The 14,149-nt window shown below is 44.5% G+C and carries 9 protein-coding genes; 4 read left to right on the top strand and 5 right to left on the bottom strand.

Annotation, left to right across the window (positions count from 1 at the left end):
* Nucleotides 1-38: 38 nt before the first annotated feature.
* From T3H97_RS20020 to T3H97_RS20010, 3 genes are read left to right on the top strand one after another with little or no spacing between them, the layout of a single operon-like run.
* Nucleotides 39-488: a hypothetical protein gene (locus T3H97_RS20020; protein ID WP_328800663.1), complete on the top strand. Its 450-nt coding sequence runs from the start codon at nt 39-41 to the stop codon at nt 486-488.
* Nucleotides 485-2,218, top strand: coding sequence for an ATP-binding protein (locus T3H97_RS20015; RefSeq protein WP_328800662.1), 1,734 nt, complete (start codon nt 485-487; stop codon nt 2,216-2,218). The genes T3H97_RS20020 and T3H97_RS20015 overlap by 4 nt, the downstream gene beginning before the upstream one ends.
* A 50-nt stretch (nt 2,219-2,268) precedes the next feature.
* Complete coding sequence (locus tag T3H97_RS20010; protein WP_328800661.1) at nt 2,269-6,699, top strand: hypothetical protein; 4,431 nt, start codon at nt 2,269-2,271, stop codon at nt 6,697-6,699.
* A 42-nt stretch (nt 6,700-6,741) separates the two neighbouring features.
* On the opposite strand, the gene T3H97_RS20005 is transcribed toward T3H97_RS20010, so the two are convergent.
* Nucleotides 6,742-7,437: a response regulator transcription factor gene (locus T3H97_RS20005; protein WP_328800660.1), complete on the bottom strand. Its 696-nt coding sequence runs from the start codon at nt 7,435-7,437 to the stop codon at nt 6,742-6,744.
* Between the two features lie 160 nt (nt 7,438-7,597).
* Between T3H97_RS20005 and T3H97_RS20000 the strand changes: the two genes are divergently transcribed.
* Nucleotides 7,598-8,956 carry a sugar phosphate nucleotidyltransferase gene (locus T3H97_RS20000; protein ID WP_328802854.1) on the top strand — a complete coding sequence of 453 codons (1,359 nt, stop codon included), beginning with the start codon at nt 7,598-7,600 and terminating at the stop codon, nt 8,954-8,956.
* 196 nt (nt 8,957-9,152) lie between these two features.
* Here the strand turns inward: T3H97_RS20000 and T3H97_RS19995 are convergent, their stop codons facing one another.
* The 4 genes from T3H97_RS19995 to T3H97_RS19980 form a co-directional block, all read right to left on the bottom strand.
* Nucleotides 9,153-9,668: a thioredoxin family protein gene (locus tag T3H97_RS19995; protein ID WP_250240141.1), complete on the bottom strand. Its 516-nt coding sequence runs from the start codon at nt 9,666-9,668 to the stop codon at nt 9,153-9,155.
* Nucleotides 9,669-9,803: 135 nt separating this feature from the next.
* Nucleotides 9,804-11,660: a beta-glucoside-specific PTS transporter subunit IIABC gene (locus T3H97_RS19990; RefSeq protein WP_328800659.1), complete on the bottom strand. Its 1,857-nt coding sequence runs from the start codon at nt 11,658-11,660 to the stop codon at nt 9,804-9,806.
* Nucleotides 11,661-11,893: 233 nt separating this feature from the next.
* Nucleotides 11,894-12,736 carry a BglG family transcription antiterminator LicT gene (gene licT / locus T3H97_RS19985; protein WP_028541551.1) on the bottom strand — a complete coding sequence of 281 codons (843 nt, stop codon included), beginning with the start codon at nt 12,734-12,736 and terminating at the stop codon, nt 11,894-11,896.
* A 233-nt stretch (nt 12,737-12,969) separates the two neighbouring features.
* Nucleotides 12,970-13,941, bottom strand: coding sequence for a LacI family DNA-binding transcriptional regulator (locus T3H97_RS19980; protein WP_250240139.1), 972 nt, complete (start codon nt 13,939-13,941; stop codon nt 12,970-12,972).
* Between the last annotated feature and the right edge of the window lie 208 nt (nt 13,942-14,149).

Below are 14,149 nucleotides of genomic sequence, written 5' to 3'. Positions count from 1 at the left end.
GCGCAACTCCAATCAGGAAGTAAGAAATGAGGAACTACATGTATAATATCAGCGTTTTGGCATTTTTGAAAGATGTCAATACAGAACGGGCGTTGCGTCTTTTTTGTGAACGATTTGATTCGGCTGAACATGCCCTCTGGGAAAAAGGGATGCGTCTTCTTCATCAGTATCATGCAGCACGGCATACAGGAGTGACCCTGGCTGTCTCCAGCGCACTTCAGCATATGGACGATCATCATGATATTTACGTTGTTGATCTGCGAGAATACAGCGAGGAAGAACTGGGTCGCTTGTATATCGCAAAAACATGCGAGTTGATCCTATTGACGGACGGGGCAACGGAAACCGCAGCGAGGTTTGCTGCACTCCAACGCCGAACTCCCCGGTTGCTATGCGCACGGCTACCGCTGGTCAGCTACGAGCTGGAATGTCTGATGCAGGCTATTTTGAGCCGTCTTGAACAAAATGGAGGGGACAGGGAAGCATGAAACAATGGGCTTTGTTGAAACCAGGTTGGCAAAAGCTGATTCTGTACCTGATCGTTCTGGGTGTGACCGTGTTCTTGGCCGCTGTGCTTCAATGGTTTGTTGTGCGGCAATTCAGTGGTCACTTGGCGGAGATTCAGAACGAGCAGCTCCAGTATGAGGTACAGGAACTTTCCAGCAGCATAACCGAGCGTTATGCCGCATGGCAGGCTGAACTGAAGGAGCTGTCGTCCAGTCTTGGCAGAGATATGCTGAATCAGGGAACACGCCAGTATCCTGAGGGTTTTAAGCGTGAAAGCGGGGCCTTTTATGTGCTGGATGAGCAGTATCATGTGATGGTCGGACGAGACAATCGTGAGATGAAAAGTGCGGTCCAGCAGATTAAATGGCTGCAAAATGGTTGTGCAGTAAGCTCATTTGTGACAGAGGATCATCAGCCTGCCCAGTATATAGCATGCAGGATTCAAGGAGCGCAGATAGGCGGTTTTATGGTGCGCACGGTTGACGCTGATATGCTCAGCGGGATTATTAAAAGTAAACCGATTAACCAGCATGAGACCTTATTTTATAACGGTCAATTTAAGGTCGTAGCTTCCCGAAGTACTTCGGATATTAACCGAACGGACATCACGGGCGTAACCCGTAGGTTGCTGGAGGGCAATACAGGTGTCATTGAAGATGGCAGAGAGAAGCACGGTATAGGATTCAGCCGCATTGGGGAAGAGGCCCTTTACATATCGGTTAAGGATGTCAGCGAGGATACAGCACAGCGAATCAGCTCCTTCCGCAAACAGTTGTGGATGGTCATGGTTCTGATATTGTTCATTCTGTGGGCCATGCTCGTACAGTTCCGCAAACGGATTGTAAAGGATGCCATCGTGAACAATCAGGTGCGTGATCAACGGCGAGATGAAGATATGCGACAGCAGCAGGACACATATTATTTGCCGTTAATGCAGACGATTGAGCAGCAGCTACAAGAGCTGCAAGAGCAGACTGGCCGTCTCACGGGCGGCGATGATTTGAAGCTATTGGGATTTTATCATGATCTAGCAAATCGCTTTGAAGCGGCTTCCAGTCAGGGAAAAGGAGCCTCCCATGAGGAGCTAGAGTATTTTCGCGAGTTGAATGAAAATTTCATCCAGGGTCGTCTCAGACAGGAATCCTCACTGGGAGAGTTACTGACGGGAGTCCGTAGCTTGCGTGATGAGCTGGAAGAGAAGATGCATGATAATAGTGGAATTAGCTTTACAGATATGAATGAAGTATTGTCTGAGTCGCTGAAATGGGCGAACCGTTCATTGAACATGAAGAACATTCAAGTGATCTTGCGGCAAGAGCCTGTTCCATCCATTGCAGCACAAGCACCCATGCTGTACAAAACGATTCAGGGGCTGCTGGAAAATGCAGTGCAGGCCATGGGCCAAGGTGGAGAGCAGCCTGACGATCAGGAAAAGGGCCGAACAGGTCTGCGGTCCAAACGGCAATCTCAAGTGCTCAAGGTTAGTTCACGGCTGGAAGAAGGAGAAATTATTATTATCATTGAAGACACGGGCGGCGGGATTGATGATAAAATGCGTTGGAGTTATTTTCAGCCAGACTATTCCCAAAACTCGCAGGAGCATACGTTCAGCCTGTATCATATGGATGCATACCTGAAGACCATAGGCGGTCGTTTAAAGCTGCGTAATACCGACCAGGGCTTGCAGGCAATCGTTCGTTTGAGAAGATAGGGCCAAGATAACCGACAGATATACGAGAAGTTTAAGAGAGGGGGACAAGCATGAAAAAATGGATATTTCGCTACCGTTACGATATGGCGGCAATGATGTTGATGCTGATTGCGATTGTTGCATATCTTGCACCCATCTATGGACCAGGGCAAATTGTGTTTAGCGACATTGCTTTTGGAGCCACCTCTCATCGGTATCTGGAGGAAATAACCGGGGTATGGAACGAGCGATGGTCTACCTCGACCTTGTTCAATGCTCCACGTATCCTGTACATCTTGCCCTTCTATGGACTGTCACTCTTATTTGACGAAAGCGGCCCGGTCTTGCTCAAGTCGTTTATTACAGGCTTGTTATTTGTTTCGGCATTTTCGATGTATGCCTTTGCCAAGCGATTGGTCAGCGTGTATTATTCACCAAGCTTTACGAAGACCCGTATTTTTGCCATCATGGTCGGCTCGTTGTTTTATGCGCTGAATCCGTGGGTTATTTTCCGCATCCAGCATATTTATTTGCTCTGTGGATATAGTTTGTTTCCGTTAATGCTGCGATTCTTTTTCAGTGCGGTGGACCCCAAATTTCAAATTCAACAAATTAAAAACTATCATCCCCACAAGTTGTATCAGCGGAACTGGATCGACCTGTTTCTGTTGGCTGCGGTATTCACTGTTAGTGCTGCGGCCATTCATTATTTTTTCTTCGGCATGATTTATTTGGGCTTGTTCACCATGTTGCTATTGATCAAGTTGACCTGGACCCACCGTAAGGCCGGTCGCACCTATTTGCAGCCGTTATACGGCAATTTTTTGCGTAAAGGGATCATTTTTGGCGTCTTTTTCGGTCTGCTCAGTTTTTATTGGTTGTCTCTATATGTCGGTAGCATGTTGATGGACGCTCAAGCGTCTCAGCATAATATCAACGTCGTGGATACGTTGTCTCTGTTCAGCCGCAACAGCAGTTTATATAATGTGGGTTATTTACTGAGCTATTGGTGGCCCATGTTTTCCTTGTCCTCACTGCCTAGCATGTTTTATGTAGGAGGGGGATTTTTGTTGCTATTGATCGGGTATGCGATGGTGACACGTTCATATAAAAATCCGATCATTCTAATCTTCTCGCTACTTACGTTGCTGTTTCTGGTTGCAGCTACCGGGACGACGTTCCCATCCATTGCCAAGTGGTTTGTCATTTTGGTTACGAAAACCCCTGTGATTGGTTCGGTTTTCCGTGATCCTAACAAATTTATTGGACTGATTGCCCTTAATTTCGGGGTGTTGTTGACCTTTGGTGTTATTCAATTTATGGAATGGTTCGGATCATCCCCGTTGCAGCGTGTATATAAAAGGCTGGCAGTTATTATCGTTGTCTTGTGCCTCGGGGTATATTTTGCTCCCTTGCGTACTCAGTTCATTGAGGGGTACTACAAGCCGATACAAGTGCCGGAGGCTTATGGTCAAATGGCTGAAAAGCTGACTGACCCAGATCGTTTCGATAGCAAGGCATTATACTTTCCGATTGCTGACAATATGATTCAAAGCTATAACGGAGTAGCCACGCCCAAATGGAATAAAGGGAAGACCGCAAACGAGAAGGCAACCGGAGATTTTCAGGTATACTCTTCTCCTAAAAATACGATTTTTCATCATGAGGGGAATGATCCCGGCATTACATACTATATGAATTTTCTGCAGTATGTCATGGACAATGGATTAAGCTCCCGATTAGGCTGGCTGTTCTCTACCTTTGGGGTCAATCAGTTGGTCTACCATGATGAATATGTGGGGCAGGAGAAGCGGCAGGATTTCCACCTGTCTCAGCTGGAAGGTCAGACTGGGCTGAAACGTACGTACCAGAACGGGCTATTTTCCATATTCAATCTAGATCAGACACCGCCCTATATGAATATCCTTGCGAGTAAAATTGTAACACCTTACGGTTTTAGCCGACTGGAGAGCTACAGCCATCTGCCTGGTTTTGATTTTAGCCGCTTTGGAGTGCTGTTCAGTGCGTTAAAGCCTGAGCTAAAAACCATCCAGACGATTAACAAAGGGGATTATGTGGAAGCGGCGTCCTTTAATGACTTGTTGTTGTCACAGCTTCCAGCAGAGGATTACTTACGGCCTTTTGATGCCATTGAGGATGGTAATGCCTTTTTAAAATGGTCCAAAACCTTTGCCTCGACTAACGATTGGTTATGGTATTTATCCTCCCAAAATATACGGAACTTTCCGTTCGATATGGAAATGGATGCAGGGATTGCGGTCACCTTTGCCAGTAAGAAGCTGGATGTGGCCCCGTATCAGATGAGCAGCATCGATGGGAAGACGGTCGTGGACTTTGATTCCATGTTGCGGACCGAAACCTTCTTCAAGCCGGATAACCCGCAGTTGTTCAGTGTGCAGGCTAATCCCCGTGAGGAATTGAATGATGTGCCAACTCTGCACGGCGAAATTATGAAGGGAGACCCGAGTAATATATGGCAGGTCGCTAGATCGGGTTTGCTGGAAGCCAAGGAAAATAATCCGTATCAGTTCCAAATTACTGTTTCCGGTCGCGGGACGAACAAAATGCATGTGAAAATGAGATTTTACGATAAGCAAATGCGTGAACTGGGGGTTAGCTATGTCGTGGCGCCTTCGGAGGGATATAATTTTGACAGTGTGAAATTTTACGGGGAATACGTGTCGCCGCCCGGCAGCTATTGGATGCGAATGGATTTGTTAACCCTACAGCGTCCACAGCAAAAAAATTACTGGTGGATTCATGATATCCAGCTGCGTGATTTGGGGCAATATAGCAAGCCTAACACGTTTACGATGCACAAAAAACTGGATCAACCTCAAACCTCGCATGTATATGCCAGAGTGTTTATGAATAAGGCAGGCGGGAAATTACAAGTCACACTGCCGGACAAAGAGGTTAGTATCAAGACTCAGGATGATGGTTTAAACCAATTTCAATGGGTGGACCTGGGAGAACATGTTTTTCCCAAAGGAGATACTCCAGTCACGGTTAATAACCTGCAAGGCTTTAATGCGGTCAATCAATTTGCGATTGTGCCTGTGGATCAGCTAGATCAGCTATCTTTTCCAGTGGAGCAGGCATTGAAGCGGGGCAAGCTCTTTTTCACCTTGGAGGCAGAGAACGATTTTAACGCCCAAGGCAATGTGCAGACGGAACGTGCTTTACCAAGACTTAGTATGGGGCGGGGGATCAGCTATCAGAAGGGGACGTTAAGCAGGGATGTGGAAGTCGCAAAAACGGGAACCTATGCCACAGCTATTTTGGCTAATCTACCTGCAGGGTACCATGGGTCATTAACGATGAAGTGGATGAATGAAGAGACGGGAGAGGTGCTGACCAGAACGATTCGTACGGAGGAGTCGTATAAGCGGTTACCTGCTACCTCTTTATCCGAAAAGCAGGTTATTGAAACGGTGCCCAATCAGGATGGTTTTGCAAAGAAAATCATACAGATTCCCGGTCTGCTGAACGACTATGGCCGAGTCGAATTTAAAAATCTGTTCCTAACCAAGGGAAAGTATCGCTTAACCCTTGTCCTGGATAGTCAGGTGCCTTCATTGAGCCGTTTTGGAGATATTCATCGAATGGGCGGGCAGGAAGTGACGGTGATGCCGGGGGAGGATACGAAGGAATCATTGAGCACGACGGATGTCGGATGTGTAGCGGATATACGACCTGGCCAGACGAAGCTATCAATCATGGACGAAGGGCTCTCTATCCGTTACGCACCTAGTTATTCTTGTGACTGGAATATTTATGCGTCCAAGAAAATGAAGGCCGAGCCGCTGCAAGAGTATGCCGTGCAGTTGGATGCGCGATCCGAACAAGTTGGAAGTCGGCATATGAAGGTCATTTTTTTGAATAAAGCGTCCCAGGTTCTCCAAACCTCCTATATTGATGAGGTGGAGGAGAGAGATAAGGAACAATGGAATCATTATGATCAAATTGTGAAGGCTCCGGCAGGCACCGCCATGATGCAGTTTCAGATTTTAGCGCATGCGCACAAGAAGCAGTCAGGCTTATTTCAAATGAAGCAATATTCCATCATCCCTTATCAAGCGATGATTACAGTAGATCAATTTACATTGTTTGAGGGAACGGATATGGATATCTTTTTTATGGTTCCATATACTTCGGAAAGCATTCAGGCTACTCGTGAAAATTCCATGGAACGCAGTTTTACGCTATATAATCCAACGCATCAGCAGGTGCTGATCCGGGAGACCGAATCACCCAATCCACTGTGGGAGTTCAGACTGGGTAGCGAAAATCAGCGAGCCCGTCTGTCCGTCAATGGAGTGACTACCGGATTCATTACCAATGGTAACGGGAACGGGAAAGCCGTCGTTATTCTGGCTTCCGCCTACCGTTTTGGCTGGGTGCTGTTCCTCATAGGGATACTGGGTGGAGCAGCTTGTTTTCTTCCTTATCGGCGATGGAAGAAGCGAAATCTTCCATAAAAAGCAAGCTGCTCAGTGGGGAAATGGGTAGCCATGATACGACTACATCTCATATTTGTAGCCTCTGCCCCATACAGTACGGATGTGCTGAGGATTTTTAGGGTCACGTTCTATTTTTTTGCGGAGGCTGGAAATATGTACGTCGATAGTGCGATCCAGATAAGCGCCATCTCCGCCTTTGATCCGATCCATCAGCTCGCTGCGGGTAAAGACTTTACCTGGATTGCAGGACATCTCTTTTATAATGGAAAATTCAATTTGAGTGACTTCTATTTCTTGGTCATCGACTACCAGGCTATGACGGTAATCATTCACCCAAACCCTTACCTTTTTAAGCTTTTGAGTTACCGTTTGCGATTCAATGGGCATGTTGGGGCCGCAGCGACGTAGCAGGGCTTTGATGCGGGCATTTAACTCTATCAGACTGAACGGCTTGCATAAGAAGTCATCTGCTCCGTCATCCAGAGCCTTTATTCTTATATTCAGCACGGTGTTATTAGAGATGACCAGCATGGGGACCGTGGTAAATTGACGGATTTGGCTGATCAGCGCACATTCGACTTTACCGGAAAACATCAGAGCGGTCACAATAATATCCGGCTTAAAACGCATAAGTGTAGGAATTGCAAGTTTAGAGTCATAAATAAGCTCGATATGATAGCCTTCCTCCTGAAGATGAAGAGCAATCATATCTGCCAAACTTTTTTGATCTTCAATGACGAGTATTTTTATGGGCATGACTGACATCTCCTGTACAGACAAAGATACAATAGCAGTGCATAATCATGTATTTGCCACGATAATACATACTTATGTATTCGGCAGAAATGCGAAAAATGAACAGTCTTATAATGTAAGAAAAATATTAATTTACAGGAAGAAGGTTGCATCTTTGCGAATGATTTTATTATCTGGAGGTTCGGGTAAACGTCTGTGGCCCTTATCCAATGTGAACCGTCCCAAGCAGTTTCTTTCCATACTACGTCACGACGAACGGCCCGAAAGTATGCTGCAACGAATATGGAGGCAATTAGATGAGGCGAATTTGGCAGATGAGGCCTATTTTTCGACGAGTGGAACTCAGGCCGAGCTGATCCGGGGGCAAATTGGCGGAGATGCTGTAGTCATTGAGGAGCCGACTCAGCGGGATACCTTCCCGGCCATTTCCCTAGCTACGGCCTACTTGCATGACGTTACAGGCGCATCACGCGACGAGATCGTAGGGGTCATGCCTGTGGACGGGTATGCGGGGGATGAATTTTTTGAGCATTTGAGCAGGCTTCCTTCAATATTAGAGCAATCAGGAAGCCATATCGCATTAATGGGGGCTGCTCCAACGGAGCCATCTGATAAATACGGATACATTGTGCCTTCATCCTCTTCTTCACTTGACCAGCCATATTATAGAGTTAGTTCATTTGTAGAAAAGCCGGATCTGATCCGTTCAGAAGCGTTGATCCGTGAAGGGGCCTTATGGAATTGCGGGGTGTTTGCTTTTAGACTGGGCTTTTTGTTGGATATTCTGGAGCAAATGGGTTTACCAGCCGACTACAATTCTCTTTCGACAAATTATGCAGACTTGCCTAAAACTAGCTTCGATATTGCGGTAGTAGAGCATACTCATAAGCTCTCCGTGCTTCCATATCATGGAGAGTGGAGAGACTTGGGCACATGGGATTCGTTGGTGCGGGAAGTAAGTTCGAAGCTAAGTGGCCCAGGATATATTTCAGAAGCTTCACATAACTCGCATATCATCAATGAACTGGAGATTCCGGTTAGCATCTGGAATGTTCCAGACATTATCGTCGTTGCCGGGCCGGATGGTGTTTTGGTTACGGATCGACAGTCGTCCACAGGAATTAAGGATATGGTGGCGGAAATTGAAATCGGCCCGCGTTTTGAGGAGCGTTTCTGGGGGAAGCAAACTGTATTATCCCATCAGCAGGCGGCAAGTGGATTGCAGACAGTGACCAAACGCGTGGTTATTTCGAACGGGAGATTTATCAGCTATCATGAACATCAGTTCCGTAAAGAAGTTTGGACCATAGTTTCAGGAGCCGGAAGTGTCTCTATCAATGGCGTGACACAGACAGTCAGCCCAGGTGAAGTCATCGTAATAGAACCCGGTACAAAGCATTTTATAGGGGCGGTAGAGGGAGATTTGGAATTCATTGAGTCACAAATCGGGCATATCGTATCCGAAACGGATATTATCCGATATGAATTTCCTGATTCGATGGATACCCATACACTGTGAAGTGCCTACAATATAGGGACTGATAGATACGAACGAGGTTTATCACAAGGCAGTGAAGAGTAGTAGGAACTATTTTTTATTAGAGCTTGGAAGACCTGTGCATTCCTAAAAAAAGGTATTCATGCGTTATGTACATGAATACCTTTTTTGCATAAACAGTTCTTTGTGTTTGTAATGAAATGAATAGAAAAGAGACTTATAAAATAATTTTCTTGGAAGTCAGCCACTCTTTTACAGCATCCGTACTGAGGTCTCTTTTAGGCGTCCATTCTATTTTATCAACCAGCTTGCCGTTTCTGAATTCTGCAATGGTGGGGGTGTATTTTACATTGTAATCCTCTTTGAATTTATTCCATTGAGGCTTGTCCTTATGGATTTTGTGAACGTTCAAAAAAGTAATTTTAGAGCCTAGATTATACTGTTCGATCATCTTGTTAAAGTTAGGCTCAAACCGATTGCAGTCGCCACAACTGGGTCTGCCGACATAGACAAACACACTTTGATCCTGCTGAATCAAACGCTTAAAACCATCTAGTGTAACCGCATTCAAGTGGTCATATATTTCGGGGTAATTGCTTTTGCTTGCTTGGATCTCTTTGTCTTTCTGCTGAACAACCTGCTCCAGATCTTGAAATTTAACTACAGCTGAAATAGCGATACCAATGAGAAGCAATACAATGACACTTAACCCGGCGATATATCCTTTTTTCACAGAAATCCTCCTTTTTTTACAATCTTACACTTACAGTAAATGATATTTCCATTTCTGGCTGTAACACTTGTCTCATTATGTATAAAAAAAGAAGCTTTCCATGGGGAAAGCTTCTTTAGTCTGAAAGTTTAAGCGTTATACCACAACAGTCAACAAGTAATCCTCACGCTTCACTTCAGTTTCCATTGTGTTCAATACGTCCAGGTATTGTGCGGAATTAGTTACGATAATCGGCGTAGCCGTTGTATAGCCTGCCGCTTTAATTTGCTCGATATCAAATTCAAGCAACAGTTGTCCTTGCTTAACCACATCGCCTTCCTTAACGCGCTTGTCAAAGAATTGTCCTTTCAGCTTCACTGTATTAACACCAACGTGAATCAGAATTTCTGCTCCGTCATTGGAAGTAATACCGATGGCATGTCCGGTCGGGAATACGGTCGTAATCGTTCCATTGACAGGAGATGTCAGCACACCCTCTGTAGGATCAATGAGAATTCCTTTCCCCATAGCACCTGAAGCAAAAGCAACGTCAGAAGATTGTTCCAGAGGCAACACTTTACCTTGCAGTGGGCTTACGAGAATTTCTTTCTCGATGGCCACTTCTTTCTTTACGGGTGCAGCTTCTGTTTTGGCAGTTTCTTCTTTTGGATCATCAAAGCCCAAAATCATAACCAACACAACTGCGAGTACAAAGGCAACGAGCAAACCGATGACTACCCACAAGAATCCAGTTCCAAAATAAGTTGGCAGCGCCAGTAAACTAGGTAGGGAGAAGGATTTTGCAGTCGCTCCGCCAGAAGCGATAATAGCGCCCCCAATACCACCGGAAATACAAGCATAAATGAAAGGCTTTTTCAATTTCAAAGTTACACCATAAATCGTTGGTTCAGTAATCCCGAATACAGCTGCCAGTGTAGATGAACCAGCCAAAGCCTTCATCTGGGTGTTCCGTGATTTCAGGAATACCCCCAGTGTTGCACCGGCTTGAGAAAGTACAGCTGCTGTAAGCATCGGAAGCATCGTGTCATAACCCAATGTAGCAATATTGGATAGCATGATAGGAACGAAACCCCAATGCACGCCGAAAATAACAAATACTTGCCAGAATGCTCCGGCAACAGCCCCGGCGATCAATGGACTTAAGTTATATACCCATGTAAAACCGTTTGCCAAGCCTTGACTGATCAGGTTACCTACTGGACCAAAGGCAAGGAATGTTAACGGAATAACGACCAGTAGTGAAAGCATCGGTACGATAATGTTTTTAACCGATTGATGGATAAAGGAATTGAACCAGCGCTCTACATAGGACTGAACCCAAACCGCCAGAATAATGGGAATGACACTAGAACTATAATTAATCAGAATAATTGGAATACCTAGGAACGCCAACCTTTCTGGGTTGCTTACCGCCGCTATAACTGCTGGATAGACCAGAGCTCCGGCGATTGCCACCGATACAAAGGTGTTTGTCTTAAATTTACGAGACGATGTAACAGCTAGAAATACCGGAAGGAAATAAAATACGCTGTCCGAAGCTGCATTTAGGATCATATACGTACCGCTTTTATCATTAATCCAATGAAGCGACAAAATTAATGCCAGAATCCCTTTGAGCAAACCTGCTCCGGCAAGAGCGCCCAAGAGAGGAGAGAAAATGCTGGAAATGATATCGACCGCTTTTCCAAGAAAATTCGTTTTTTCGGAAGATTCTTCCTTTTTGGCATTAGGATTGTCTGCATCCTGCAAATTCGTTTCTGCCATCATATGCTCAAACACTTGACCTACATTGTTGCCGATGACCACCTGAAACTGGCCGCTGCTTTCCACTACTGTAATGACACCAGGGGTTGCTTCTAGTGCGGCTTTGTCTGCTTTTGTACGATCATTTAATTTAAATCTCAAGCGTGTAGCGCAATGGAATACCGAATTGACATTCTCTTCGCCACCAACGAGGGTCACTATTTTTTTAGATAGTTCTTTATCACTCATATTCAGAACTCCTTATGGGTTATTCTTGCTACTGATAGGGTTTACTGTTTACAGCTGTTGCTAAGATGCGCCGGCGTGCATCTTTTTAAACTTGTAAACAAGAAAAACCTAAACTCGTGGTGAAAACTACGCACTCTCTCCTATAAGGGAACGTCGATTTCACCATCAGTTTAGGTTTTGCCTGCCTTACCAGTCACAATCCATGAACGATGAGGGGTATGAAGTTGTTAGTCTTATATGTTATTACGCTCAGTTACCCGATGAATATGGATAGTTAGATATACGTATTCATCCTTGCTTAAATATTGGTCGTATGTTTTTTCCAAATACTCATTGATCTTTTGAGCACAAGCAAAAGCTTCGGTATACGTCTGCTTCACCTGGTTGTACAAAAATTCTTCGCCACTATGAATAACTTCTTTGCGAATCACTCGCATCGCAAAATATTGCAAATGTGTCAAAAATCTCGAATAGCTAAAAGAAGACTCATCCAGCACAATCCCGTAATGGTACGTAATTATGTTCAAGATATGTTGGACGATCTCGGTCATTTTCAGCGTAGATTTCATTTCGTTACCGTCGATTCGTGCATTCACCATATGCAATGCAATAAATCCCGCTTCATCTTCGCCCAATTTTACTCCGAGTGTATTTTCAATTTTTTGGAGAGCATCTAGTCCAACTGCAAATTCTTTTTTGTAAAAGCGTTTAATTTCATACAGCATCGCGTTTTGGAGTGCCAGTCCTTTTTCTTGCCGTTGTATGGCAAAATGAATATGGTCGGTCAACGTTAAATAGATATTATCGCTTAACTCCGTATCCAGCACTTCCGTTGCATGCTTTACGATTTCACTCACGACCTCCAGATGAGATACAGGAATATCGTTCAGCAGCTCGGTTAGTTTGGCCGTGAACTCGTTTTCATTTAACATGAAAATCTTATCTATTTTATCATCATCGACTTGATCGCCAGCCACCTTTTTGAAGGAAATACCTCTTCCCATCACGATGACCTCTTTACCTTTATCGTTTTTAGTCAATAGGACGTTGTTATTGAGCACCTTCTCAATAATCATTGAAGTTCCCCCTCCCATCCTTTACCAATAAAAAATGCCTAAGCACAATTCAATACTATTGTTAGCAATAGCACTCAATTGAACTCAGGCATTGCCCGCATCACCGGTCACAATCCTTCGATATAGTGCTATTGTAGCACAAAAAAAAGCGATTTCAACATATTTTATTCTGTTTCGACAAAAAATATTTCATATCAAGGCCCTTTTGCCTAATTTCCAAGTAAATCTTTACCTTATGTGGTCGTACGTTCAATGAGGCTGTACTCTAGCGAATGAAGCTCCATTTGGCGTCCAATCAGCTGAGGGGAAAGCATGAAAAAAGCATTTTGTGCTTGAGCCATGATAGGATTTTGAACCGTTGTAATTCCCAGCGTATGCGCCAGCTCCGTATTATCGAATCCAACAATGGCCAGATCCTCCGGTACATTCAGTTGTTGTCTGCGTGCTTCGCAGAGAATGCCCACGGCTACATAATCATTAGCACATAAAATAGCCTCAGGGAATTCATCCCGACGCTGTAACAAATCCCGTACGACCTGTTCGCCATCACGGATATTATAAATAGAAGAGTGATTCCAGTGTTGCAACACTGGCAGATTGTGCTCACTCATGATCTGTTCGTAGGCTCGTTGTCTACTATGGGTATTGATGCTGCTCGGACGGCCAAAAGCATTGGCTATACGAGTATAGCCTTTTTGTATCAAATGTTTGAGCGCTAACATATATCCTTCATACTGATCCATAGCGACGGACCGAATATCGGTATGCTCCATTCGTTGCCACGACACGATCGGGCCATATTTGCAATAGGTGCTCAAAAAATCAGTGTCATTTACGCAGGAAATGATGACCAGCGCATCGACTCTTTTTCTTTTTAAATCCTCAAAGGCTTGAAGCTCTTTCTTTTTGTCTTCTCCCGAAGTATAAATAATGGTTTGAAATTCATACTGGCCCGCTACTTCCACAAAACTGTCCAGAAAAGCGAGAACAATTTCATTAATAGTTGAAGTAATGATACCGATCTGAAGCGTCTGACCCTTGGATAGAGAAATGGCATTCCGATTAGGAACATAATCTAATTCCTGCATGATTTTCAAAATCTTAGCTCTTGTTTCGTGACTGACATGGGGGGACTGATTTAATACTCTGGATACCGTAGCTTTGGAAAAGCCCGCCAGTTTTGCAATTTGATCAAGATTCGACATGGTGCTTCTCCTCACATAAGAAAAAAATACTTGACATGAAACGCGTTACAACGATTAGGATGCTTATGAAGGCATTACGTCTATTTTAAAGCAACTGTCAATGCTTTTCAAAGGAGAACGGTTATCGTTAGGTATGGATTCATATTTGCAGCACTTGATGGGATTACTTGGCCAAAATAAAAATCTTAAATACGGAAAGAGGTCTTTA

The sequence above is a fragment of the Paenibacillus sp. LX16 genome, assembly GCF_036252815.1.
Taxonomy (GTDB): Bacteria; Bacillota; Bacilli; order Paenibacillales; family Paenibacillaceae; genus Paenibacillus; species Paenibacillus polymyxa_B.
This window is presented reverse-complemented; position numbering and strand designations above follow the sequence as displayed.